The sequence below is a fragment of the Agrobacterium deltaense RV3 genome (assembly GCF_900013505.1).
Lineage (GTDB): Bacteria > Pseudomonadota > Alphaproteobacteria > Rhizobiales > Rhizobiaceae > Agrobacterium > Agrobacterium leguminum.
Genome location: NZ_LT009745.1, coordinates 695,191 through 717,443, shown reverse-complemented (window position 1 = coordinate 717,443; position 22,253 = coordinate 695,191). Strand labels below are relative to the sequence as shown.

General features: G+C 60.8%; 26 protein-coding genes. 16 read left to right on the top strand and 10 right to left on the bottom strand.

Going from position 1 to position 22,253, the window contains the following annotated elements:
• Nucleotides 1–63 precede the first annotated feature (63 nt).
• From AGR7B_RS03590 to coxB, 6 genes are all read right to left on the bottom strand, one after another.
• Nucleotides 64–939, bottom strand: coding sequence for a cytochrome c oxidase subunit 3 (locus AGR7B_RS03590; RefSeq protein ID WP_003521107.1), 876 nt, complete (start codon nt 937–939; stop codon nt 64–66).
• Between the two features lie 61 nt (nt 940–1,000).
• Complete coding sequence (locus AGR7B_RS03585; RefSeq protein WP_065654310.1) at nt 1,001–1,618, bottom strand: cytochrome c oxidase assembly protein; 618 nt, start codon at nt 1,616–1,618, stop codon at nt 1,001–1,003.
• A 29-nt stretch (nt 1,619–1,647) separates the two neighbouring features.
• Nucleotides 1,648–1,779 carry a cytochrome c oxidase system small membrane protein gene (locus AGR7B_RS26410; protein ID WP_003521105.1) on the bottom strand — a complete coding sequence of 44 codons (132 nt, stop codon included), beginning with the start codon at nt 1,777–1,779 and terminating at the stop codon, nt 1,648–1,650.
• Nucleotides 1,779–2,732 carry a heme o synthase gene (gene cyoE, locus AGR7B_RS03575; protein WP_003521104.1) on the bottom strand — a complete coding sequence of 318 codons (954 nt, stop codon included), beginning with the start codon at nt 2,730–2,732 and terminating at the stop codon, nt 1,779–1,781. The genes AGR7B_RS26410 and cyoE overlap by 1 nt, the downstream gene beginning before the upstream one ends.
• A gap of 386 nt (nt 2,733–3,118) precedes the next feature.
• Nucleotides 3,119–4,819 (bottom strand): cytochrome c oxidase subunit I, encoded by a 1,701-nt coding sequence (ctaD, locus tag AGR7B_RS03570; RefSeq protein ID WP_003521103.1) that lies wholly within the window; start codon nt 4,817–4,819, stop codon nt 3,119–3,121.
• Between the two features lie 16 nt (nt 4,820–4,835).
• Nucleotides 4,836–5,699, bottom strand: a complete 864-nt coding sequence (gene coxB, locus AGR7B_RS03565; RefSeq protein ID WP_003521102.1) for a cytochrome c oxidase subunit II — start codon at nt 5,697–5,699, stop codon at nt 4,836–4,838.
• A 443-nt stretch (nt 5,700–6,142) separates the two neighbouring features.
• Here coxB and AGR7B_RS03560 point away from each other — a divergent pair, with 443 nt between their 5' ends.
• The 4 genes from AGR7B_RS03560 to AGR7B_RS03545 all read left to right on the top strand — a co-directional run bounded on the left by AGR7B_RS03560 (nt 6,143) and on the right by AGR7B_RS03545 (nt 9,483).
• Nucleotides 6,143–6,667 carry an invasion associated locus B family protein gene (locus AGR7B_RS03560; RefSeq protein ID WP_003521101.1) on the top strand — a complete coding sequence of 175 codons (525 nt, stop codon included), beginning with the start codon at nt 6,143–6,145 and terminating at the stop codon, nt 6,665–6,667.
• 82 nt (nt 6,668–6,749) lie between these two features.
• Nucleotides 6,750–8,165: a metalloprotease TldD gene (gene tldD / locus AGR7B_RS03555; protein WP_080856035.1), complete on the top strand. Its 1,416-nt coding sequence runs from the start codon at nt 6,750–6,752 to the stop codon at nt 8,163–8,165.
• A gap of 202 nt (nt 8,166–8,367) precedes the next feature.
• Nucleotides 8,368–8,805 carry a bleomycin resistance protein gene (locus AGR7B_RS03550; protein WP_003521098.1) on the top strand — a complete coding sequence of 146 codons (438 nt, stop codon included), beginning with the start codon at nt 8,368–8,370 and terminating at the stop codon, nt 8,803–8,805.
• Nucleotides 8,806–8,808: 3 nt separating this feature from the next.
• The gene (locus AGR7B_RS03545) at nt 8,809–9,483 is read left to right on the top strand and encodes an HAD family hydrolase (RefSeq protein ID WP_080856034.1); all 675 of its coding nucleotides are present in this window, start codon (nt 8,809–8,811) and stop codon (nt 9,481–9,483) included.
• On the opposite strand, the gene AGR7B_RS03540 is transcribed toward AGR7B_RS03545, so the two are convergent.
• Nucleotides 9,472–9,780 carry a pyrophosphohydrolase domain-containing protein gene (locus AGR7B_RS03540; protein ID WP_065654313.1) on the bottom strand — a complete coding sequence of 103 codons (309 nt, stop codon included), beginning with the start codon at nt 9,778–9,780 and terminating at the stop codon, nt 9,472–9,474. The two genes, AGR7B_RS03545 and AGR7B_RS03540, sit on opposite strands and share 12 nt — an antisense overlap.
• A 154-nt stretch (nt 9,781–9,934) precedes the next feature.
• On the opposite strand from AGR7B_RS03540, the gene AGR7B_RS03535 reads away from it, so the two are divergent.
• The gene (locus tag AGR7B_RS03535; RefSeq protein WP_162934034.1) at nt 9,935–10,714 is read left to right on the top strand and encodes a sulfite exporter TauE/SafE family protein; all 780 of its coding nucleotides are present in this window, start codon (nt 9,935–9,937) and stop codon (nt 10,712–10,714) included.
• Nucleotides 10,715–10,745: 31 nt separating this feature from the next.
• Here the strand turns inward: AGR7B_RS03535 and pdxH are convergent, their stop codons facing one another.
• A complete protein-coding gene (gene pdxH / locus AGR7B_RS03530) occupies nt 10,746–11,366 on the bottom strand; it encodes a pyridoxamine 5'-phosphate oxidase (protein ID WP_078051160.1) in 621 nt (206 codons plus the stop codon).
• 56 nt (nt 11,367–11,422) lie between these two features.
• Between pdxH and AGR7B_RS03525 the strand changes: the two genes are divergently transcribed.
• The 4 genes from AGR7B_RS03525 (at nt 11,423) to AGR7B_RS03510 (ending at nt 14,774) form a co-directional block, all read left to right on the top strand.
• Nucleotides 11,423–11,872, top strand: coding sequence for an RT0821/Lpp0805 family surface protein (locus AGR7B_RS03525; protein ID WP_065654315.1), 450 nt, complete (start codon nt 11,423–11,425; stop codon nt 11,870–11,872).
• A 211-nt stretch (nt 11,873–12,083) separates the two neighbouring features.
• Nucleotides 12,084–13,199: a DnaJ C-terminal domain-containing protein gene (locus AGR7B_RS03520; protein WP_080856973.1), complete on the top strand. Its 1,116-nt coding sequence runs from the start codon at nt 12,084–12,086 to the stop codon at nt 13,197–13,199.
• Nucleotides 13,200–13,330: 131 nt separating this feature from the next.
• Nucleotides 13,331–14,149 carry an enoyl-ACP reductase FabI gene (gene fabI / locus AGR7B_RS03515; RefSeq protein WP_003521090.1) on the top strand — a complete coding sequence of 273 codons (819 nt, stop codon included), beginning with the start codon at nt 13,331–13,333 and terminating at the stop codon, nt 14,147–14,149.
• Between the two features lie 31 nt (nt 14,150–14,180).
• Complete coding sequence (locus AGR7B_RS03510; protein ID WP_065654316.1) at nt 14,181–14,774, top strand: histidine phosphatase family protein; 594 nt, start codon at nt 14,181–14,183, stop codon at nt 14,772–14,774.
• A 249-nt stretch (nt 14,775–15,023) separates the two neighbouring features.
• Here the strand turns inward: AGR7B_RS03510 and AGR7B_RS03505 are convergent, their stop codons facing one another.
• Entirely contained in the window at nt 15,024–15,284 is a 261-nt protein-coding gene (locus AGR7B_RS03505; RefSeq protein ID WP_003521088.1) for a DUF1344 domain-containing protein, read from the bottom strand.
• Nucleotides 15,285–15,324: 40 nt separating this feature from the next.
• On the opposite strand from AGR7B_RS03505, the gene AGR7B_RS25795 reads away from it, so the two are divergent.
• From AGR7B_RS25795 to ribB, 3 genes are all read left to right on the top strand, one after another.
• On the top strand, nt 15,325–15,573 hold the full coding sequence (locus tag AGR7B_RS25795; protein ID WP_162933995.1) for a hypothetical protein: 249 nt from the start codon (nt 15,325–15,327) through the stop codon (nt 15,571–15,573).
• 160 nt (nt 15,574–15,733) lie between these two features.
• Complete coding sequence (gene aroC, locus AGR7B_RS03500) at nt 15,734–16,831, top strand: chorismate synthase (protein ID WP_080856033.1); 1,098 nt, start codon at nt 15,734–15,736, stop codon at nt 16,829–16,831.
• A 12-nt stretch (nt 16,832–16,843) separates the two neighbouring features.
• Nucleotides 16,844–17,944, top strand: a complete 1,101-nt coding sequence (gene ribB, locus AGR7B_RS03495) for a 3,4-dihydroxy-2-butanone-4-phosphate synthase (protein WP_003521085.1) — start codon at nt 16,844–16,846, stop codon at nt 17,942–17,944.
• 162 nt (nt 17,945–18,106) lie between these two features.
• Here ribB and AGR7B_RS03485 read toward each other — a convergent pair whose 3' ends face one another.
• Complete coding sequence (locus tag AGR7B_RS03485) at nt 18,107–19,300, bottom strand: winged helix-turn-helix domain-containing protein (RefSeq protein WP_080856032.1); 1,194 nt, start codon at nt 19,298–19,300, stop codon at nt 18,107–18,109.
• A 113-nt stretch (nt 19,301–19,413) separates the two neighbouring features.
• Between AGR7B_RS03485 and AGR7B_RS03480 the strand changes: the two genes are divergently transcribed.
• Genes AGR7B_RS03480 through AGR7B_RS03465 form a run of 4 tightly spaced genes read left to right on the top strand, consistent with a single transcriptional unit; the run spans nt 19,414 to nt 22,252 of the window.
• The gene (locus tag AGR7B_RS03480; RefSeq protein ID WP_080856031.1) at nt 19,414–20,094 is read left to right on the top strand and encodes an energy-coupling factor ABC transporter ATP-binding protein; all 681 of its coding nucleotides are present in this window, start codon (nt 19,414–19,416) and stop codon (nt 20,092–20,094) included.
• Entirely contained in the window at nt 20,091–20,696 is a 606-nt protein-coding gene (locus tag AGR7B_RS03475; protein WP_080856030.1) for an energy-coupling factor transporter transmembrane component T family protein, read from the top strand. The genes AGR7B_RS03480 and AGR7B_RS03475 overlap by 4 nt, the downstream gene beginning before the upstream one ends.
• Nucleotides 20,697–20,727: 31 nt before the next feature.
• The gene (locus tag AGR7B_RS03470) at nt 20,728–21,291 is read left to right on the top strand and encodes a biotin transporter BioY (protein ID WP_080856029.1); all 564 of its coding nucleotides are present in this window, start codon (nt 20,728–20,730) and stop codon (nt 21,289–21,291) included.
• A 25-nt stretch (nt 21,292–21,316) separates the two neighbouring features.
• Nucleotides 21,317–22,252 (top strand): histone deacetylase family protein, encoded by a 936-nt coding sequence (locus AGR7B_RS03465; RefSeq protein ID WP_080856028.1) that lies wholly within the window; start codon nt 21,317–21,319, stop codon nt 22,250–22,252.
• Nucleotide 22,253 lies beyond the last annotated feature (1 nt).

The following is a 22,253-nucleotide window of genomic DNA, read 5'->3' as shown; positions in this document are numbered from 1 at the left end:
CACGTGGCACCTGCTCGCTCCACAGGATGCCTTGCTGCGGACCCAGTCCTCTATCCGACGCAATCAGCCGTGCAGCGGCGCGCCCCAGCCACCCCAGATATAGATGGCGAAGAACAGGAACAGCCAGACGACGTCCACGAAGTGCCAGTACCAGGCAGCCGCCTCGAAACCGAAATGCTGCTTGGGCGTGAAACCGCCGCCAACGGCGCGGAACAGGCAGACCAGCAGGAAGACCGTGCCGACGAAGACGTGGAAACCGTGGAAACCGGTGGCCATGAAGAAAGTCGCGCCGTAGATCGAATTCTTGAAGTCGAACGGCGCGTGCATGTATTCGTAAACCTGCACGGTGGAGAACAGGACGCCGAGCGCGACGGTGAGCAACAGACCGGTGATCAGGCCCTTGCGGTCATTGTGCAGCAGGGCATGGTGCGCCCAGGTGACGCAGGTGCCCGACAAAAGCAGGATGACGGTGTTATAGAGCGGCAGGTGCCAGGGATCGATCACCTCGATGCCCTTGGGCGGCCATTGCCCGCCGGTATATTCGAGGCGCGACGCCTGAATTGCCTCGTGCGGGAAGAGGCTGGCATCGAAATAGGCCCAGAACCACGCCACGAAGAACATCACCTCCGAGGCGATGAACATGATCATGCCATAACGCAGGTGAAGCGAGACAACGCGGGTGTGGTTGCCCTCATGGGCTTCCTTGATCGTGTCGGACCACCATGCGTACATGGTGTAAAGCACGATGACGAGGCCGATATAGAACAGCCAGGGATTGGCCAGTTCCGCGCCGAACAGCTTGAAGGAGCCGCCCGACAGGTAACGCATATAACAGACGCCACCGAAGGTCAGGATGAAGGCGCCGATCGAGGCCAGAAGCGGCCAGGGGCTTGGATCGATAATGTGGTAGTCGTGGTTCTTCTGATGCGTATCTGCCATTGCGACAATCCCCGAATGTCTCTTCCCTGATCCGGCCTTCGATAAAAGGCCAGATCTCCTCTCACAATTTGCTTTCGCCAGATGAAGTCTTTACCGGCAAGGACGCAACCGGTTTTTCGGTTTTGGCCGGATAAAACGTATAGGACAGCGTTAAAGTATGAATGCTCTTGGTCTCGCGCGCCGTGGCGATGTCAGGATCGACGAAGAACACCACCGGCATCTCCAGCGTTTCACCCGGCTGCAGCGTCGTTTCGGTAAAGCAGAAGCACTCCACCTTGTTGAAATAGGCGCCGGCTTCCATCGGTGTGACGTTGAAGACCGCCGTACCCGTGGTCGCCACGGGTGAGCGGTTCGTCGCCTTGAACGTCACCTGCACCGTTTCGCCGATCTTCGGCATGACCTTTTTGTCGACCGGCTGGAAATCCCAGTTGAGGCCGTTCGACGTATTGGCGTCGAAGGTGACGTTGATGGTCTTGTCGAGGATGACGTCGGAATATTGCTCGACGCGCTGGGTGGTGCCGTTATAGCCCGTGACACGGCAGAACAGCGTATAAAGCGGTACGGCGGCATAGGCCATGCCGATCATGGCGCAGAAAAACACCAGACAAAGCACGAGGATGGAGCGATTGCTCACCCGCTGCCTGCCGGTCCCTGCCGTCTGCGCTTCCATATTCGCCATCTCCTCCTCCTCTCCCCTCAATCAGCGCGTCAGTGCGAGCCGATCTTGATGATGGTGATGATGTAGAACAGCACCACCAGGCCGGCGAGCAGGACGCCGAGCGCGATGTTGCGCCCACGTCTCGATTTTTTCTGCGCCGCGCTCAGTTCCACCGTTTCCATCACAGGACTCCCGACATGACGGCCTTCAGGGCCGGCGCGAAATGATCGGCCAGAAGGCCGGAGAAAATCGCAAAAAGGTAAAGCACCGAATAGGCGAACATCTTCTTGGCCGGCAGCATCTTCTCGTCGCCCTCAGGCATGCGCCGGACATCGAGCGAACAGTAAACGAAGATCGCGCTCAGCACGGCGGCGAAAATGCCATAACCGGCGCTCGCAAGGCCGGTGAAATAAGGCGCGACGGCCGCGGCCGCCGTCAGCACCGCATAAACGATCATCTGGTTCTTGGTGGAGCGTTCGCCGACCACGTTCGGCATCATGGGAATGCCGACGGCGCCGTAATCGCGCATCTTGAACAGCGCCAGCGCCCAGAAATGCGCCGGTGTCCACAGGAAGATGATGAGGAACAGGATGATGCTGTCCAGCGAAACGCCGCCGGTGACGCAGGCCCAGCCGAGCATGGGCGGGAAAGCGCCGGCCGCGCCGCCGATGACGATGTTCTGCGGTGTCGAGCGTTTCAGCCACATCGTATAGATGACGGCGTAAAAGAAGATGGTGAAGGCGAGCAGGCCGGCGGAGAACCAGTTGACCGCAAGGCCGAGAATGACCACCGAAAAGGCCGACAGCGTCAGCCCGAAGGCCAGCGCCTCGCGCGGCGCGATGCGGCCGGACGGGATCGGCCGCCGGGCGGTGCGGCTCATCACGGCGTCGATATCGGCATCGTACCACATGTTGAGCGCACCGGATGCGCCCGCGCCAACGGCGATGCAGAGAATGGCGATGATGCCGAGCACCGGGTTGATTTCACCCGGCGCCAGCACGAGACCCGCAAAAGCCGTGAAGACGACGAGCGACATGACGCGCGGCTTCAGCAATTCGAAATAATCGCGCGCGCCGGCTTCCGAAAGTTCGGAGCCCTTCACGCCCAGCATGTCGCGATTGTCGATAATGCTCATTTCCTGTCCTGTTTCCTTCGAACGCCGCGTGAAGCGACGTCCCTTGCACCGGCCCGAAAACAAATGTGATTTCCGGCATGCGCGATGCGTCAATTCATGGGTCCCGAACGTCCTGGCATGAGCGGCGCCGGGCAAAACCGATGCCATTTTCCGGCTTTTCGCCGCACCCTGCCGCCATTCGTCTGCGCTTGCATTTCATAAAGGCCAGATTTGGCATTTATCACGTCCGGGGCATGTATCACGTCGGACGGCAGGCATCGCTTGGACAAAATGTCACGCGGCAGGACAAACTGCCCGTTCGGGAAACGGCACGGACCGAACCGCGCCGTCCCTCATTTTCAGCGCCGGGAATTCGCAGGCCCTGCCCGCTCCTTCCGGCCCGCGCATCAGCGAATGCGCGGCAGCTGTTCCCACTGGTGGTAGGGCGGCGGCGAAGACAGCTGCCATTCGAGCGTCGTCGCACCTTCACCCCAGGGGTTGTTGCCGGCGATCCGCTTCTTTGCGAAGGCTTCCCAGACGCAGAAGAGGAAGATCAGCACGCCGACGGCCGAGATGTAGGAACCGTAGGAGGATACCATGTTCCAGCCGGCATAGGCATCGGGATAATCGATGTAGCGGCGTGGCATGCCCGCAAGACCGAGGAAGTGCTGCGGGAAGAACACGAGGTTCACGCCCACGAACATGACCCAGAAATGCAGCTTGCCGAGGAACTCGCTGTACATGTAGCCGGTGATCTTCGGGAACCAGTAATACCAGCCGGCAAAGATCGCGAAGACCGCGCCGAGCGACAGAACGTAGTGGAAGTGCGCCACCACGTAATAGGTATCGTGCAGCGAACGGTCGAGACCGGCATTGGCGAGCTGGACGCCGGTGACGCCGCCGACCGTGAACAGGAAGATGAAGCCGATCGCCCAGACCATCGGGGTCGAGAAGGTCAGCGAACCGCCCCACATGGTCGCGATCCACGAGAAGATCTTGATACCCGTCGGCACCGCTATGACCATGGTGGCGAAGACGAAATAACGCTGCGCTTCGAGCGACAGGCCGACCGTGTACATGTGGTGGGCCCAGACGATGAAGCCGACGGCGCCGATGGCAACCATGGCATAAGCCATGCCGAGGTAACCGAAGACCGGCTTCTTGGAGAAGGTGGAGACGATGTGGCTGATGATGCCGAAGCCCGGCAGGATCAGGATGTAGACTTCCGGATGGCCGAAGAACCAGAACAGGTGCTGGTAAAGGATCGGGTCACCGCCGCCTTCCGGCGAGAAGAATGCCGTGCCGAAGTTGCGGTCGGTCAGAAGCATGGTGATGCCGCCTGCCAGAACCGGCAGCGAAAGCAGCAGCAGGAACGCGGTGACGAGGACCGACCAGGCGAAGAGCGGCATCTTGTGCAGCGTCATGCCCGGGGCGCGCATGTTGAGGATGGTGGTGATGAAGTTGATCGCACCGAGGATCGACGACGCGCCCGAAACGTGCAGCGCGAAGATCGCCAGATCCACCGCCGGTCCCGGCATGCCGCTGGTCGATAGAGGCGGATACATGGTCCAGCCGCCACCGACACCGTAGGCGCCCGCAGGGCCCTCGACGAAGAGCGAGAGAATGAGAAGGATGAAAGCCGGAACGATCAGCCAGAAGGAAATGTTGTTCAGGCGCGGGAAAGCCATGTCCGGAGCGCCGATCATGATCGGGATCATCCAGTTGGCGAAACCGCCGATCAGCGCCGGCATGACCATGAAGAAGATCATGATCAGCGCGTGCGCGGTGGTGAACACGTTGAACATGTGCTTGCCGCCATCGATGGCGGCGTCACCCTCGAAGCCGTAAACCATGGACGCCAGACCGTGGAAAATCTGGATGCCCGGCTCCTGCAGCTCCATGCGCATGACGACGGAAAGCCCGCCGCCGACGATGCCGGCGATGATCGCGAAGATCAGATAGAGAGTGCCGATGTCCTTGTGGTTGGTCGACAGGAACCAGCGGGCGAAGAAGCCCGGCGTATGGGAATGATGCGCATCATGCGAATGATCGTCATGTGCGGAATGACCATGCGAGTGATGATCGTCGTGTGCGGAAGGTCCAGCCATTGTCCTCACTCCAGAGTCAGTTGGTTTCGTTGGCGGCAACGTCGACGGTGCGCGGAGCGCCATCGACAGAGGCCATCAGCGCCCGGTTCGCGCCGCTCAGGTCAGAAGCGGCGGCGGTGAGCCAGGTGTTGTACTGCTGTTCGGAAACCACCCGAATGGCGATTGGCATGAAGGCATGGTCCTTGCCGCAAAGCTCGGAACACTGACCGTAATAAAGGCCCTCTTTTTCCGCCTTGAACCAGGTTTCGTTCAGGCGGCCGGGAACGGCGTCGATCTTGACGCCGAAAGCCGGCATGGCGAAGGAATGGATCACATCCGTCGGCGCGGCGGTGACGAGCAGGCGAACGGTCTTGCCGACCGGAACGACCATTTCATTGTCTACCGCCAGAAGACGCGGATAGCGGGCCCTGTCTTCCTTGCCTGCGGCGGCGCGATCCTGGTCCTTCAGCATGTAGCTGTCGAAGGAAACCGGCTCGGCGCCTTCGGCGGCCGTATATTCATAGCTCCACAGCCATTGCGTGGCGGTCGCCTTCAGCGTCACGTCGGGGTTTTCCGGCTGCGTGAGCTGCGCGTTCAAGAGATTGAACGACGGGAAAGCAAGGAACAGAAGAATGAGAACCGGCGCCAGCGTCCAGACCACCTCGATCGCCGTGTTATGGCTGGTCTTGGAAGCCACCGGATTTTTCGCGGCGCGGAATTTCAGGGCGACGACGATGAGCAGCGCAAGAACGAAAAGCGTAACCGGAACAATGAACCAGAGCGTATATTGTTCAAACCAGCGTATTTCGTGCATGATCGGCGTGGCGGCCTCCTGCATGCCCATTTGCCAATGCACCGGCTGATCGGCGTGGGCGCCGACAGCCGTGAGCAGACAGGTCATCCCCGCCAGTGCTGCGTAAATCCTATTCGTCACGGTACCCTCTCCCTCACGCGTCTGATCTAGATCAATCACAGACGCAGAATCCATGCTTATGGTACTAACTTCAAACCACAGTTTGTCCTCTGCCGCAATATGCGTCGGGACACGGATGCGCCCCAATTTTGCCATTGGTCAATCCACGGCGACTTTCTCTCACCTCATGTCTCGCCGGACCGGCCGAACGCGGTTCCAAACAGCCCAAATGCGACAAAGCCCCTTCTCACAGCCGGTTTTGCCGCCAGTTTCATCGCCGGATAATGAATGTCACGCCGGGCAAATCAGACGCCCATACCGCAAGACAGGTCCTATTTCCGCCCAACTCCGCTGGAATTGAAGGCCTGAGGCTTTTTTTTCCGGATTATGGCGTCAAAATAGCCGCACTGATTCGAATCCCAGAGGTATCCATGCGTCTTTCCCCGCTCGCGCGCACTTTTCTTGCCGCCGCCGGTCTTGCCATCATCGCTCCCGCCGCTGCGGCGCTGGCGCAACAGCAGCCGCCCGGCACGCCGAAGTCGACGCATGGAGCATGGTCTGTCATCTGCGACAAGCCGGCGGGCGCGTCCGAAGAACAATGCGCGCTGATGCAGAACGTGATCGCCGATGACCGCCCGGAAGTTGGGCTTTCGGTGGTGGTGCTGAAGACGGCCGACCGCAAGTCGCGCATCCTGCGCATCCTCGCACCGCTTGGCGTGCTTTTGAAGGATGGCATGGAGCTTTATATCGACAATAATAATATCGGCCGCGCCTATTTCACCCGCTGCTTCTCCGAAGGCTGCTATGTGGAAGTGGATATCGACGACGAGTTGCTGAAGGTTCTGCGCGCTGGCAAGAATGCCGTTTTCGCACTGCGCGAAGCCGTGGATCAGGATCGCGTGGGTATTCCGATCGAGCTTTCCGGCTTTGCCGAGGGATATGACGCGCTTCCTTAAAGCCTGCCATTGCCGGACAGCCTTGCGTCCGTCCGCTCCAGTGCCTAAATCGGTCATTGAACGATAATGACTGGAGCCTCCCATGACCGACGATCTTGTAAAACTCTTCGATTGCGACGAAACGCAATTGCGCAAGCTCGTCGGCGAGGCGCTTGCCGGCGCTGACGATGGCGAGCTTTTCATCGAACATGCCCAGGCCGAATCGCTTACTTTCGATAATGGCCGGCTGAAGGGCGGTTCTTTCAACACCGATCAGGGTTTCGGCCTGCGCGCCGTCGCAGGCGAGACGGTTGGCTATGCCCATGCGGGCGAGCTGTCGCAAAGTGCGCTGAAACGTGCTTCCGATGCAGTGGGCGCGGTGACCAAGGGTTATTCCGGCTCTTATGCCGCCGCACCGCAGCGCACCAACAAGAAGCTTTATGGCGACGAGAACCCCATCGGCAGCCCGAGCTTCGAGGAAAAGGTGAAGCTCCTCACCGATATCGATGCCTATCTGCGTGACAAGGACGACAAGGTCCGGCAGGTGACGGCGACCATTTCGGCAAGCTGGCAGGTGGTGGACATCCTGCGGGCCGACGGCCATCGCGTCAGCGATATCCGGCCGATGACCCGCATCAATGTTTCCGTCGTGGCCGGCGAAGGCGACCGGCAGGAAAGCGGCTCCTACGGCATTGGCGGCCGCGTCGGTTTCAGCGATTTCATCACCACGGAAAACTGGCAGCGCGGTGCGGATGAAGCGCTGCGCCAGGCGCTCGTCAACCTCACCGCCATCGATGCGCCGGCCGGCACCATGGATGTGGTGCTCGGTTCCGGCTGGCCGGGCGTCATGCTGCACGAGGCGGTGGGCCACGGTCTGGAAGGCGATTTCAACCGCAAGAAAACCTCGGCCTTCGCCGGCCTGATGGGCGAAATGGTTGCCGCCCCCGGCGTGACCGTCGTGGATGACGGCACCATCGACAGCCGCCGCGGCTCGCTGACGATCGACGATGAAGGGACGCCTTCCGGCTATAATGTGCTGATCGAGAACGGCAGGCTGGTCGGTTACATGCAGGACCGGCAGAACGCCCGGCTGATGGGCGCCAGGCCCACCGGCAACGGCCGCCGGCAGGGCTACGCCTATGTGCCGATGCCGCGCATGACCAATACCTACATGCTATCAGGCGACAAGACGCCGGAAGAGATCATCGCTTCCGTGAAGAAGGGCATCTATGCCGTTTCCTTCGGCGGCGGCCAGGTGGATATCACCTCCGGCAAATTCGTGTTCGGCTGCACCGAGGCCTACCTCATCGAGAACGGCAGGATCGGCGCGCCGGTAAAGGGCGCGATGCTGATCGGCAACGGGCCGGATGCGATGAAGCGCGTCTCGATGATCGGCAACGATTCCAAGCTCGATACCGGCATCGGCAATTGCGGCAAGGCCGGACAATGGGTGCCGGTCGGCGTCGGCCAGCCGCATCTGCGCATGGACCAGATCACCGTCGGCGGTACGAAGGCTTAGTTCCGCGGCGCATGCGCGGCCGCGGGAAATGTCGAAACTGCCGCGACAGTCCTCACCCGCAGCGTCGCCATCCCGTCAGCCCCTAACCCCACACATGGCTGCCATGATGAGGTTCCCTCTGGCATGCGGCCGGTAAGACGGTAAGATCATCCCTCATGGCAGGCCCCTCCTCCCACCCCGGGCCTGCGCGGCAAAGGAGACCATGACCATCATACGAAATGCCCTCGTTCCTGAACTTGCCGTCAGCGACTGGCAGAAAAGCCGCGCCTTTTATTGCGACCTGATCGGTTTTCATGTGGTCTATGAGCGCCCCGAGGAGGGTTTCACCTATCTGGCGCTGGGGGATGCCCAGCTGATGATCGACCAGATCGGCGCGACCCGGACATTCGTGACGGACAATGCCGCGCTCGAATTTCCGCTCGGCCGCGGCATGAACCTGCAACTTGCCGTCCCTTCCCTGCAACCCATTCTCTCCCGGCTGGAGCGATCCTCCATCGACCTCGTCATGCCGCTGGAGGAAAAATGGTACAGGCGCGGCACGGTCGAAGTGGGCAACCGGCAATTCATCGTCGCCGATCCGGACGGTTATCTGATCCGCCCGTTCGAGAGCCTCGGCGAACGCCCCTTCCGGTTCGGTTAAGCCATGCTGCCTTTTCTTCCGCAGGCCGTGGTTTTCGACATGGACGGATTGCTGATCGAGAGCGAGAGGCTCTATCGCGATTCATTTCTGGCTGCCTCGGATGAAGGCGGCCACGGCATGAAGGTCGAGACCTATCAGAAGGTCTGCGGCAGCCCGTGGGACGTCATCACCGGCACCATCTTTGCCGATTATGGTGCGGATTTTCCCATCGACAGCTTCCGCGACGCCTGGCTCCGGCATCTTGGCATGATGATGGCGGAGGGCGTGGCGCTGAAGCCGGGCGTCATCGACATTCTCGATCTGCTCGACCGGCTCAATATCCGCCGCGCCATCGCCACCTCATCGCGGCACGATTCGGTGACGCGCCATCTCGGGCCTCACGATCTTCTCAAACGTTTCGACACCATCGTCGCACGCGGCGACTATACCGAGCCGAAACCCGCACCCATGCCCTATCTCACCGCAGCCCGACGGCTTTCGCTCGATCCGGGCCGCTGCCTTGCGCTGGAGGATTCGTACTCAGGCGTGCGCTCCGCGACATCGGCGGGCATGATGACGATCATGGTGCCGGACGTGGCGCCGCCGACAGAGGAAATGCGGGAGAAGTGCATTGCCGTTGCAAACGACCTGCATGCGGTGGCGGCCATGTTGGAAAAGCTGGAGCCTTCAGGGTTTTGACGGCGTAAAGCGCCACTTACGCTCGATCGCTCCTTCAATATCGAGACCGTTATAATGGGCCAGCAACAGCACATGGCCGAGCAGATCGGCGGCTTCATCGGCCAGATCCCGCTTCATCTCCTCTTTGCTCCTGCCCTTAATGCGCCCCCGTCCTGTCAGCCGATTCCAGGCCTGTGTGACCTCGCCAACCTCTTCCTGAAGCTTCAGCATGTACCAGTCCGGGTCGCGGAATATTCCGTTTTCAGCGGCATATTTTTGCGAGGCCTCTTCAAACCGAGGCATCATATCAGCAAACATTTGTTCATCCTTTGTTCATGCGCTACAACTCTAATCATGATTCTCTGACGGCGTCGACCCGTCAGGGCGTCACGCCGCCATGAACTGAAATTTCCGCGACATGTACATGCAAGCGGGATAGAGAAAAGCTATTCGAACAATGGTGCCATCGCCCATGTCCAACCTCGATTTTTTCTCGTCCCTCATCACCGCACATAGTCCGACGCTGATCGCCATGTTTGCGGGCGCCGCCTTTCTCGCCGGCCTTGCCCGCGGCTTTTCCGGTTTCGGTGCGGCGCTCATCTTCATCCCGCTCGCAAGCGCCATCGTCGGGCCGCGTGTCGCCTCGGCAGTGCTGCTGGTGGTGGACGCCGTGCTGACGCTCGGCATGATACCGCCCGCATGGCGCATGGCGGACCGGCGCGAAGTCTTCATCATGGCGGCCGGCGCCTTTGTCGGCGTGCCGCTTGGAACCATGCTGCTTTCCAACGGCGATCCGCTGACGCTGCGCTGGATCATCTCCGCCGTCGTCGTGATGCTACTGTTGTTTCTGCTTTCCGGCTGGCGTTACAGCGGCCGGCCGAAGACGCCGCTGACCCTCTTCACCGGGTTTCTGGCCGGGCTGTTTTCGGGTGCTGCGCAACTGGGCGGTCCGCCGGTCGTCGCCTACTGGCTCGGCGGCGCGCTCAAAGGCGCCTTCGTGCGCGCCAATGTCATCTTATATTTCGCGATTTCGACCGTGATCTCCACCGGCAGCTATTTCGTCAGCGGCCTGTTCACCGCCGATGTCTTCGTCTTTTTCCTGCTCGCCCTGCCCTTTTACGGGGCCGGACTTTATGCCGGCGCGCGACTGCACGGGCTTGCCGACGAAGCGGCGTTCCGGCGCATCTGCTATGGGCTGATCGCCATATCCGCCGTCATCGGCCTGCCGCTGTTCGATTCGCTGCTGAAATAGGCAGGCCGTAAATGGCCTGCCCTGACCGCCCTTAGGGATACATGCGGACCTTGGACCATGCACCGTCAGGCGTCTCGCGGCGGAATTCTATGCGATCATGCAGGCGGAACTTGCGGTCGTGCCAGAATTCGATGCTGACGGGGCGGATGCGGAAGCCGGACCAGTAGGACGGACGCGGAATATCGCCGATGGCATATCTGGCGGTATATTCCGCCACGGCCTTTTCCAGCGCGAAACGACCTTCCAGCGGCCGAGACTGCTTGGAAGCCCAGGCGCCGATGCGGCTGCCGCGCGGGCGCGAGGCGTAATAGGCATCCGCCTCCTCGTCGCTCACGATCTCCACCTCACCGCGCAGGCGCACCTGTCGCCGCAGGCTTTTCCAGTGGAAACACATGGCCGCTTTTTTCTGGCCGAGGATCTCCTGGCCCTTCTGGCTTTCGAAATTCGTGTAGAAAACAAAGCCGCGGTCGTCGACGCCTTTCAGCAGCACCATGCGCACATTCGGCAGGCCATTTTCGTCCACGGTGGCAAGGGCTACCGCGTTGGGATCGTTGATTTCGGAAGCCGTCGCATCCTTCAGCCATTCGGCAAAAAGCGTGAACGGTTCATTTTCTTCCGTGAAGTCACTGGATGTTAACCCCGTTTCCGACATATTGACTAAAATGCTCCCGAGCTGATTTGGACCCCAGAGATGATCTCTGGTGAAAGATGGTGACCGTCATAGCAAAGTCGAACAGTCGAACAAAGAGCCTCCTTTCGTCGGTAGCGGAAGTTTCCGCCGTCGTGTCAATGCTTGTGGTGCTGAGCGGCTGCGTCAGCCTCGACCTGTTCGGCGGCGACAAGGTCGACCGCTCGCTTTCCACGGCCTCCATTCCCAACCAGCCGAACAATGCGCCGCAGACGGACGATGCGACGATCCGCAATGCGGTGACGTCGGCCGATCTCGCCAAGCTCGCCGACCAGCCGCTGCCCTGGGCCAATGCCGCCACCGGCAGCGCCGGCGTCGTCACCGCCATTCACGAAGACAAATCCAGCGGCTTCGTCTGCCGCGATTTCAGGACGACGCGACACTCCTTCGAGGGCGTTGCGAGCTATGCGGGACAGGCCTGCCTGTCGGAAACCGGCGAATGGCTGCTGACCCGCTTCGAGCAGAAATAATCTGTTTACCCTTAAATATGGAATAGAGCCGGCCCGGGTGCGGCGCGCTTCCTCCGTAAAGGAGTGATTAGCAACTTATTGCAACAGTCGACGTTGATTAAGCCGAGGGCGTGCAGGCGAATGATCGCGGGCATCCCTTTTCGGAGGGGTTAGTTTCAGGATTGCGCCATGAAGGGCGGCAGCACCTGAGCCAACGTAACTGGTGTTTCGCATGCGCGATCCATATTCTATCCTCGGCGTAAAACGTGACGCCCGCCACGAGGAAATCAAGGCCGCCTGGCGCACGAAGGCGAAAACCGTCCATCCGGACGCCAATCGCGACGATCCCGACGCCTCGGCGCGATTCGCCGAGATCGGGCAGGCCTATGATCTTCTCAAAGACCCGAAAAAGCGCGATCTCTACGATCAGGCCCGCAGGGCAGCCGAAAAGAAGCAGCGCGGCGAAACCATCATGCAGCAGCGGGAAGCCGCGCGCGAGGCTGCCGAGCGCGCCAAGGCCGCCGAAAAGCTGATGGAGGAACTGGCCCGTGCGGACGCCCGCAACCGGGCGCAGACCGGCCAGAAAACCGACGCCAAGGCGGAAACCGCCGAAGATATCGTCGAACGGATTTTTGGCGCGGAAGCACAAAACGATCCCAAGGTGCAGCAGGCGGCGGAAGCGGCAAAGGCTGCTGCAGGCCCCGCAAAAAGCGATATGCCGGGTGCCGGCGAGACCGCGCAGCCCGGCGCCGCCGATGACAGGACAGCGCCCGCATCGCTCGCCGCCAATCTTTTCAGCGCTCTGGTGCGCCGTTTCCGCACGCCGCAGCCGGCTCCTGAAAAAGCGCCGGACATCACCGCGGAGGCCACCGTCACGGTCGCCGATCTGCTGGAACACAAGTGGATTACCGTGTCGCTTGCCGACGAACGCGAGGTTCGTTTCCAGCTCGAAGCCGGCATGAGCGACGGACACGTGGTCCGGCTGAAGGGACAGGGGCTGAAGCTACCCAACATGGCGCGCGGCGATCTTGCCGTGACATTGCTGACCGCCCGTGACGACGCGTTTTCCCTTCGTGGCTTCGATATTCACACGACGGTGCCGATATCGCTCAGCGACGCGGTTCTGGGGTGTGAAACGAAAGTCAGGACTCCGCTCGGTGAGGAAAACATCACCATTCCGGCCTGGTCCGGCTCGGACCGTGTGCTGAGGCTTACCGGCAAGGGGCTCGCCGACGGCAAGGGCGGACAGGGCGATCTCGTCATCGAATTGCGCATCGTTCTCTTGGAAAAGCCGGATGAAAAGGTGACCGACCTGATGCGGCACATGCGCGAAGGCCTTTATTTGTGAAAGTTTTGCGAATAGCCGGGACAACGCACCCTTTGTTACGCTCCCTAACAGTTGATGATCTTTGGCAATCTTGAACAGGATTGCAGCCTATGCCATAGGCAGGACCGATCAAAAGTACTAGGGAGCATAAAATGGCTCAGGCATCCGGCCTCATGGCTGGCAAACGCGGCCTCATCATGGGTGTCGCCAATAATCGTTCCATCGCTTGGGGCATCGCCAAGGCCTGTGCCGACGCGGGCGCGGAAGTTGCGCTGACCTGGCAGGGCGACGCGCTGAAGAAGCGTGTCGAGCCGCTGGCGCAGGAACTGGGCGCCTTCATGGCCGGTCACTGCGATGTGACCGATCTCGAGACGATCGATGCGGTTTTTGCCGGGCTGGAAAAGCACTGGGGCAAGATCGACTTCGTCGTGCACGCCATCGCCTTTTCCGACAAGGATGAGCTGACCGGCCGTTACCTCGATACCAGCCGCGACAATTTCAACCGCACCATGGACATTTCCGTCTTCTCGCTGGCCGCCGTCGCCAAGCGCGCCGAGCCGGTCATGAACGACGGCGGCTCGATCATCACGCTGACCTATTACGGCGCGGAAAAGGTCATGCCGAACTACAACGTCATGGGCGTGGCCAAGGCTGCTCTCGAGGCCAGCGTGCGTTATCTCGCCGTCGACCTCGGCAATCGCGGCATCCGCGTCAACGCCGTTTCCGCCGGGCCGATCAAGACGCTTGCAGCTTCCGGCATCGGCGACTTCCGCTATATTCTGAAGTGGAACGAATATAATGCGCCGCTGAAGCGCACCGTTTCCATCGAGGAAGTCGGCAAGTCGGCGCTTTACCTGCTGTCCGACCTTTCGACCGGCGTGACCGGCGAAATCCACCATGTCGATTCCGGTTACCACACCATCGGCATGAAGGCGGTGGATGCGCCTGACATTTCGGTGGTGAAGGACTAAGCCTGAAAAGTGTGAAGAACGGGGTATCGCCTTGCTCGTCTATGTGATCCGGCACGGACAAACGGACTGGAATGCGATACGCCGGCTTCAGGGCCAGAAAGACATTCCGCTCAACGATTTCGGCCGCCAGCAGGCGGTCGGTAACGGCAAACTGCTTGCGCAGCTGCTGGGAGAACAGGCCACGGATTTCGACTATGTGGCGAGCCCGCTCGGGCGCACGCGCGAGACCATGGAACTGATGCGCGGCGCGATGGGCCTCGATCCCAAGGCCTATCGTACCGACGATCGCCTGATCGAAGTTTCCTTCGGCGACTGGGAAGGGCAAACCCTGCCGGAGCTGAAAAAAGAGTTCCCGGACCGGGTGAAGGCGCGCAAGGCCAACAAATGGGATTTCATTCCCCCCGGCCAGGATGCCGAAAGCTATGAAATCCTCTCCTGGCGCATCGGCGCATGGCTTTCCTCCGTCGAGGTTCCGACGATATGCGTCTGCCATGGCGGCGTCATCCGCTCGATCTTCCGGCTGGTCTCCGGCATGGACAAGGACGAGGCGTCAAGGACGCAAATTCCGCAGGACCGGATTTTGAAGGTCGAGATCGACAGGAATAGTGCGGAGTGGATTTGGTGAGAGATCACGGGGCATAACCCTCTGCATCGTCCTACTCGAGCAGCCCGTATATTTGGCGCAAAGGCCGCCGCGTATTTCTTCTCCCCGTCGGGGAGAAGGTGGCCCGAAGGGTCGGATGAGGGGGCAACTATAGCTATAGACCGCACCCTTGCCCCCTCATCCCGCTGCCGCGGACTTCTCCCCGACGGGGAAGAAACAAGAGGCATCCGCTCGTTTCACAACGGAGGTTTTGGCGTGAGGGGCTGGTGCTTACTGCACGACCTGAAGATCGTCGACCACGCGTTTCCCATCCACTTCCGTGTAGAAAACCACGACCTTCACGCCCGCTTTCAGACCTTCGAAATTGAACTCTTCCGGCACGCGATAGGTCTTGCCGTCGTTGAGCGTAATGCTCAGCCCATTGGCATCGATCTTGCTGATCGTGCCTTCCACGTCGACGCTCTGGGCGTAGCCGTTGATGGGCATCAGGAGGTTGGCGGTGGCCAGAAGGGCGGCAATCATCATACGCATCGATCTAGCTTTCGTGGATTTGCGTGAAAACCTTACATGCATGAAGAATTGCCTTTCGAATGTGGCGGAAATTGCCCGCAACCATGACATTTTCGGCCCAATTGATGAACGGATTTGGGATCGTGTTCAAGCCGTTAGTGATTTTTACACCGCATTTCCCGGCAATATTGGAAAACTCCGGATTAACGTGGAAAACGACGGCGCTTTTACATTTTCGTCATTTCGAAAAACGTCTCCGGCCGGCGCGAATCGCCCCGTTGCCCTCTTCCCCGTGCCACGCCAGAAATGAGGGCGCGGACATGCGGGTCTCCAGTCAGGGCGCCGTGCCCTGCACTTATCCCACGGTAGCGAAAGAAAGGCTTTTGCCTTGCCCGGATTTTCCACTAAGACAAATCCGCTTGTCTTAAACGGCGCTCCCCGCAGGCGCCCTGTTTTCCGGTTTTGAAAATATGTCGCATAACAGTTTCGGTCATCTTTTCCGCGTTACCACCTGGGGAGAAAGCCACGGGCCTGCACTTGGCTGCGTGGTGGATGGCTGCCCGCCCGGCATTCGCTTCACCCTTGCCGAGGTGCAGCACTGGATGGACAAACGCAAACCGGGCCAAAGCCGTTTCGTGACGCAGCGCCGCGAGGATGACATCGTCAAGGTTCTCTCCGGCGTGATGCTGGATGAGGACGGCGAGACGATGATAACCACCGGCACGCCGATTTCGATGCTGATCGAAAATACCGACCAGCGCTCCAAGGATTACGGCGAGATCGCCAAGCGCTTCCGTCCCGGCCATGCGGATTTCACCTATGACCTGAAATACGGCATTCGCGACTATCGCGGCGGCGGACGTTCTTCCGCGCGCGAGACGGCGGCGCGTGTCGCGGCCGGTGCGATTGCCCGCAAGGTGGTGCCGAGCCTCAATGTGCGCGGCGCGCTGGTGCAGATCGGCAAGCACAAAATCAACCGCGACAACTGGGATTGGGCTCAGGTCGACCAGAACCCGTTCTTCTGCCCGGATGCCGCCATGGTGCCAGTGTGGGAAGAGTATCTCGACGGCATCCGCAAGGCCGGCTCCTCCATCGGGGCCGTCGTCGAAGTGGTGGCTGAAGGGGTTCCGGCCGGCATCGGCGCGCCGATCTATGCCAAGCTCGATCAGGATATCGCCTCCAGCCTGATGTCGATCAACGCCGTCAAGGGCGTGGAGATCGGCGAAGGTTTCGCCTCCGCCGAGCTTTCCGGCGAGGAAAATGCCGATGAGATGCGCATGGGCAATGACGGCAAGCCGATCTTCCTCTCCAACCATGCCGGCGGCATTCTGGGCGGCATTGCGACCGGCGAGCCTGTCATCGCCCGCTTCGCCATCAAGCCCACCTCCTCCATTCTGACGGAGCGTCTTTCCATCGATACCGACGGCAACAATGTGGATGTGCGCACCAAGGGCCGCCACGACCCCTGCGTCGGCATCCGCGCCGTGCCTATCGGCGAAGCGATGATCGCCTGCACCGTTGCCGACCATTATCTGAGGGATCGCGGCCAGACCGGCCGTTTGAAGTGAGGGGATATCGCCATGGCCTATGACCAGAAACGCGTCGTGGACGCCATCCGCGCTTTCGAAGCCGGTGAAATCGTTGTCGTGACCGATGATGACGACCGTGAGAACGAAGGCGATCTGATCATTTCGGCGGTTCACTGCACGCCGGAGAAAATGGCGCTGATCGTGCGCCACACGTCCGGTATCGTCTGTGCGCCCATGCCGCGCGAGGAAGCCAAGCGGCTGAACCTCAACGCCATGGTGGCGGAAAATGACAGCGCGCATACCACGGCCTTCACCGTCAGCGTCGATTTCAAGCACGGCACCACGACAGGCATTTCCGCCGATGACCGCACGCTCACGGTGCGCAACCTTGCCAATCCCAATGTTGGTGCCTCCGATTTCACCCGGCCGGGCCACATCTTCCCGCTGATTTCCCGCGAGGGCGGCGTATTGATGCGCTCCGGCCATACCGAAGCGGCGGTCGATCTCTGCCGGCTCGCCGGCCTGCCGCCCATCGGCGTCATCAGCGAGCTGGTGAATGACGACGGCACGGTGATGCGCGGACCGCAGGTGCTGGATTTCGCCGAAAAACACGGCATGAAGCACGTTTCGGTCGCCGATCTCATCGCCTATCGCCAGCGCAAGGAAACGCTGGTGGAGATGGAGTCCTCCTTCACCATCGAGACGCCCTTCGGACCCGCCAAGGCGCAGACCTATTCCCTGCCCTGGGATCCGATGCAGCATATGGCGGTGATTTTCGGCGATATCCGCGACGGCATCGACATTCCCGTGCGCCTGCACCCCGAAAACGTGGCCGACGATGTGTTCGGCGACCGCCAGCCGGTGCGGCATTATATGCAGAAGATCGCCGAAGAAGGCCGCGGCGTCATCGTCTATCTGCGCGAAGGCTCGGTCGGCGTCGGCCAGGTGGCCGGACGTCGCAAGGCCCGTGATCCGGATGAGGCGCATGCGCAGGCCCGTTCGCGCGAAAACGAATGGCTGGAAATCGGCCTCGGCGCGCAAATCCTGAAAGACCTCGGCATCAGCTCCATCAAGCTGATGACCACCCGCGAGCGGCATTACGTCGGTCTCGAGGGGTTCGGCATCAAGATTTCGGCGACTGATATCGGTTGATTTGGGGTCGTCGCGGGAGCGCTTCGGTTTGGTGCGCTCTCCGCCCGCTCTACGTCATCCTCGGCCTTGTGCCGAGGATCTGCGAACGCTTTCAACACGTTGTCCGTTGCAGATGCTCGGGACAGGCCCGAGCATGACGAAAGACCGTGGCCTGGGAAGCAATTATACCTCCCGCCAGCCCTCCAGATAATTCACGCTCTCCACCCCGGTAAACTTCGCCAGCCTCACCAGTTCCGCGTCGAGCTTCTCCAGCCGACCGGCCGAAGCACGCACGCTCGGCTCCAGCCACAGGCGGCGTACATCCAGCGTGCCGCGCTTGCGATCCGCCTTCATGTCGATGCGGCCGATCAGCCTGTCACCCTCCAGAAGCGGGAAGACATAATAGCCATATTGCCGTTTCGGCTCGGGCACGAAGACCTCGATGCGGTAATAGAAGCCGAACAGCCGCTCCGTGCGGTTTCGGTCACGCAGCAGCGGGTCGAAGGGGCTGAGGACACGGACGCGGGCGGAAGGTTGCGGCACGTCTGTCAGGTCGGCGGTGAAATCGGCAAAGGCAAAAGACGGGCGGGCATTGTCCCCGTCGCTGGAAAGAAGCGAGACCTCGCAGAGTTCATCGCGATGGTTCTTGACCCAGTCCCTCGCCTCCTGCGGGGTGACGAGATCGAAAAAGGCGGCGATTTCGCCATGGGTGGCGAAACCCAGCCGCTTCAGCGCCTCACGGCAGGCCCAGTCAACGAATTCGGCGTGTTCTACTTCGGTTTCGTGATGCTCGCCGGGAATGACCCGTTCGGCGAGATCATAGACCTTCTGGAAATTGACGCGGCCGGCAATCGCGAGCTTGCCGGTGTGCCAGAGATATTCAAGTGCGGTTTTGGAGGGATGCCAGTTCCACCAACCGCCGGACTGATGCCCCTCCTCCTTCAGTTCACGCGCCAGAACCGGACCGGTGGCGGCGATGCGCTCCAGCGTTTCCCCGAAAGCCGCATCGAAGCCCTCGCCGTGCCATTTGCGCCAGCGCTCCTGAATGATCGGCTCGCGGCGGCGGAAACGATGTTTCCAATAGGGATAAAATTCCGTCGGCAGGATGGAGGCGTCATGCGTCCAGTGCTCGAAAAGCGCCCGGTCCTTTTCCAAAAGCGTGGTCAGATGGCCGCGCCTGTAGGTCTGGTTGCGGGCGAAAATAATCTGGTGGTGGGCGCGCTCCACCGTGCCGATGCTGTCCACCTGCACAAAACCGATATCGGTGATGAGCTGCAACAGGCCATCCTTGGAAAGCGCCTTGCCGGGCGGAGAGGAAAGCCCCTGCCGCGCCAGAAAAATTCGTCTTGCCGCTTCGTTTGAAACCTTGATCACCATGGAGCAGAAGGTATGACGGCTTTTTCGCGATTGCAATGTTCTTTTTTTGTTCCTTGTTTCACTTCTGCTGATGACGGGGTATAGAACCGGAAAAAGTACGCGAGGATGTAAGCTTGGAAATCCGTTTTACCGCCGCCGGCGTCGCTTTCGAGGGCCGCCAGGCCCTGCAGCCGCTGTCTGTGACATTGACGGAACGGCGCATCGGCGTAATCGGCCTCAATGGTTCCGGCAAGACCACCTTTGCCCGGCTGATCAACGGGCTGAACAAACCGAGCGAGGGCAAGGTTTCGGTGAACGGCCTCGACACCGTGAGCGACGCCAAGGCGGTCTTGCAGACGGTCGGTTTTATCTTCCAGAATCCGCAGAACCAGATCATCCTGCCGATCGTGCGCGACGATGTCGCCTTCGGGCTGAAACGGCTCGGTCTCGGCAAGGCCGAAACCGAAGCCCGGGTGAAAGCCGTTCTCGCCCGGCTCGGCATCCCTCACCTCGAAAAACGGCGCGCGCATGAGCTTTCCGGCGGCGAATTGCAACTGGCGGCGCTGGCGGCGCTTCTGGTCACCGAACCGCAGCTCCTCATTCTCGATGAGCCGACCAATCAGCTCGATCTCAAAAACCGAGCCACCGTGGAAAAGACCATGGCGGCGCTGTCGCAGGCGCTGATCGTCATCACCCACGATCTGCCGCTGGTTGCGGGTTTCGACCGGGTGCTGGTGTTCCATGAAGGCGCGCTGGTCGCCGACGCCGCACCCGAGGAAGCGGTGGCGTGCTATCTGGAGGTGGCATCGCGATGAAATCGCTGCATGTGGAAGGCACTGGCTGGCTCTACCGCGTCTCGCCGCGCCTCAAGCTGCTGACGCTCATGGGTTTCAGCATCGCATTGTTCCTCACCCGCGATCAGCTGGTTCTCGCAGGCGCGACGGTTCTGGCCGCCCTTATTCTGGGCGCTACGCGACTGCCTTTCAAGGATATCGGCCTGCGGCTGCGGCCGGTGATGCTGACAATCTTCCTCGTCGCCGCCTTCAGCTACCTCCTGCTTCCGGCCCATGATGCCAGTGTCAATCTTTTGCGGCTGACGGCGCTGGCGCTGCTTGCCACCGCCGTCACCATCACTGTCAGCATCTCGCAATTCATGGACGAGATCGCGCTTGCCGCCGCCCCGCTGGAAAGGCTGGGGCTGGTGAATGCCGCCGATATCGGGCTTTCGGTCGGGCTCGTCGTGCGGTTCGTGCCTGAAATCGTCAACCGTTACCATGCGGTGCGCGATGCGCATCGGGCGCGCGGCCTGCCTGTGCGGATGGCCACCATCATCGTGCCGCTGGTGATTATGACGTTGAAGGATGCCGATGCCATTGCCGACGCCATTGACGCGCGCGGTTTCAGAGGCCAAAGCTGACGGCCAGATAACCATCCGGAGTTTCCGAGCCATGACGACCCGCGACCTTGTGCTGATTTCGCTGTTTTCCGCCATCATCATCGCACTCGGGCTTCTGCCGCCGATCACGCTCGGTTTCATTCCCGTGCCGATCACCGCGCAGTCGCTCGGCGTCATGCTGGCCGGTGTCGTGCTGGGCGCGAAGCGCGGTACGCTGGCGGTTCTCCTGACGATACTTATTGCCGCCATCGGCCTGCCGGTGCTTTCGGGCGGACGCGGCGGCCTTTCGATCTTCACGACGCCGACCACCGGCTTCCTGATCGGCTGGATCGCAGCTGCCTTCGTCACCGGCACGCTCTCGGAAAAACTCGTCAATCGCGGCCAGTCCGCTCTCACACAGGGCATCGGTTTCTTCGTCGCCAGCCTGATTGGCGGCGTGGTCGTGCTTTATGCTTTCGGCATCACCTATCTGGCACTGGTCGTCGGGCTCGGTTTCGAAAAGGCCTTCATGGGTTCGCTCGCCTTCATTCCGGGCGATGCGCTGAAGGCCGTGCTTGCCGCACTTGCCGGCCGCGCCGTGATGGCCGGTTATCCGCTTCTGCCGCAGCGCGCCTGAACGGACTTTCTTCGGGAGGAAAAGAATGGCGACGCGTTTATACGAACATCCGATCTTCCTGGAGCATATCACGCCATCCGGCCACCCCGAGCGGCCGGACCGCCTGCGGTCGCTGAACATCGCGCTCGAACACCCGAATTTCGAGCGGCTGGAACGCAAAGAAGCGCCGCAGGCGAATGAGGATGCGGTGCTGCTGGCGCATCCGGAGGAGCATCTGCTTGCCGTCATGCGGCAGATCCCCGAAGAGGATGGCGAGATCAACCGCGTCGAGGCCGACACCTACGTCTCGCAAAAAAGCCTGCAGGCGGCACTGACCGGCATCGGTGCCGCCATGGCGGCGGTGGATGACGTGTTTACCGGCGCTGCCGACAATGTCTTCGTCGCCGCCCGCCCGCCCGGCCACCATGCGGAAACCGCAAAGGCCATGGGCTTCTGTCTTTTCAACAATGTGGCGATTGCCGCCCGCCATGCGCAGAATGCGCACGGCGCGGAGCGCGTCGCCGTCATCGACTGGGACGTGCATCACGGCAACGGCACGCAGGATATCTTCTGGAACGACACCTCCGTGCTGTTCTGTTCCACCCACCAGATGCCGCTTTACCCGTGGAGCGGCGACAAAAACGAAACCGGCGTGAAGAACAACATCGTCAACGCGCCGCTTTCGCCCAACACCGGCAGCGAATATTTCCGCGAGGCCTTCAAATCCCGCGTGTTGCCGGCGATTGCCGATTTTTCGCCCGATCTCATCCTCATCTCCGCCGGCTTCGACGCGCATCACCGCGATCCCTTGGCGCAGATCAATCTGGTGGGCGAGGATTTCGACTGGGCAACGGGCCGGCTTCTGGAAATGGCCGATAAATACACGTCGAACCGGGTCGTCAGCCTGCTGGAAGGCGGTTATGATCTGGAAGGGCTGGCGGAATCGGCAGCCATGCATATTTTGAGAATGATGAAGGGTTGAA

What these genes read in the sequence shown, in the direction of transcription:
- AGR7B_RS03590 (WP_003521107.1), bottom strand. Translation starts at nt 939, where the DNA reads ATGGCAGATACGCATCAGAAGAACCACGACTACCACATTATCGATCCA.
- AGR7B_RS03585 (WP_065654310.1), bottom strand. Translation starts at nt 1,618, where the DNA reads ATGGCGAATATGGAAGCGCAGACGGCAGGGACCGGCAGGCAGCGGGTG.
- AGR7B_RS26410 (WP_003521105.1), bottom strand. Translation starts at nt 1,779, where the DNA reads ATGGAAACGGTGGAACTGAGCGCGGCGCAGAAAAAATCGAGACGTGGG.
- cyoE (WP_003521104.1), bottom strand. Translation starts at nt 2,732, where the DNA reads ATGAGCATTATCGACAATCGCGACATGCTGGGCGTGAAGGGCTCCGAA.
- ctaD (WP_003521103.1), bottom strand. Translation starts at nt 4,819, where the DNA reads ATGGCTGGACCTTCCGCACACGACGATCATCACTCGCATGGTCATTCC.
- coxB (WP_003521102.1), bottom strand. Translation starts at nt 5,699, where the DNA reads ATGACCTGTCTGCTCACGGCTGTCGGCGCCCACGCCGATCAGCCGGTG.
- AGR7B_RS03560 (WP_003521101.1), top strand. Translation starts at nt 6,143, where the DNA reads ATGCGTCTTTCCCCGCTCGCGCGCACTTTTCTTGCCGCCGCCGGTCTT.
- tldD (WP_080856035.1), top strand. Translation starts at nt 6,750, where the DNA reads ATGACCGACGATCTTGTAAAACTCTTCGATTGCGACGAAACGCAATTG.
- AGR7B_RS03550 (WP_003521098.1), top strand. Translation starts at nt 8,368, where the DNA reads ATGACCATCATACGAAATGCCCTCGTTCCTGAACTTGCCGTCAGCGAC.
- AGR7B_RS03545 (WP_080856034.1), top strand. Translation starts at nt 8,809, where the DNA reads ATGCTGCCTTTTCTTCCGCAGGCCGTGGTTTTCGACATGGACGGATTG.
- AGR7B_RS03540 (WP_065654313.1), bottom strand. Translation starts at nt 9,780, where the DNA reads ATGTTTGCTGATATGATGCCTCGGTTTGAAGAGGCCTCGCAAAAATAT.
- AGR7B_RS03535 (WP_162934034.1), top strand. Translation starts at nt 9,935, where the DNA reads ATGTCCAACCTCGATTTTTTCTCGTCCCTCATCACCGCACATAGTCCG.
- pdxH (WP_078051160.1), bottom strand. Translation starts at nt 11,366, where the DNA reads ATGTCGGAAACGGGGTTAACATCCAGTGACTTCACGGAAGAAAATGAA.
- AGR7B_RS03525 (WP_065654315.1), top strand. Translation starts at nt 11,423, where the DNA reads ATGGTGACCGTCATAGCAAAGTCGAACAGTCGAACAAAGAGCCTCCTT.
- AGR7B_RS03520 (WP_080856973.1), top strand. Translation starts at nt 12,084, where the DNA reads ATGCGCGATCCATATTCTATCCTCGGCGTAAAACGTGACGCCCGCCAC.
- fabI (WP_003521090.1), top strand. Translation starts at nt 13,331, where the DNA reads ATGGCTCAGGCATCCGGCCTCATGGCTGGCAAACGCGGCCTCATCATG.
- AGR7B_RS03505 (WP_003521088.1), bottom strand. Translation starts at nt 15,284, where the DNA reads ATGCGTATGATGATTGCCGCCCTTCTGGCCACCGCCAACCTCCTGATG.
- AGR7B_RS25795 (WP_162933995.1), top strand. Translation starts at nt 15,325, where the DNA reads ATGAAGAATTGCCTTTCGAATGTGGCGGAAATTGCCCGCAACCATGAC.
- aroC (WP_080856033.1), top strand. Translation starts at nt 15,734, where the DNA reads ATGTCGCATAACAGTTTCGGTCATCTTTTCCGCGTTACCACCTGGGGA.
- ribB (WP_003521085.1), top strand. Translation starts at nt 16,844, where the DNA reads ATGGCCTATGACCAGAAACGCGTCGTGGACGCCATCCGCGCTTTCGAA.
- AGR7B_RS03485 (WP_080856032.1), bottom strand. Translation starts at nt 19,300, where the DNA reads ATGGTGATCAAGGTTTCAAACGAAGCGGCAAGACGAATTTTTCTGGCG.
- AGR7B_RS03475 (WP_080856030.1), top strand. Translation starts at nt 20,091, where the DNA reads ATGAAATCGCTGCATGTGGAAGGCACTGGCTGGCTCTACCGCGTCTCG.
- AGR7B_RS03470 (WP_080856029.1), top strand. Translation starts at nt 20,728, where the DNA reads ATGACGACCCGCGACCTTGTGCTGATTTCGCTGTTTTCCGCCATCATC.
- AGR7B_RS03465 (WP_080856028.1), top strand. Translation starts at nt 21,317, where the DNA reads ATGGCGACGCGTTTATACGAACATCCGATCTTCCTGGAGCATATCACG.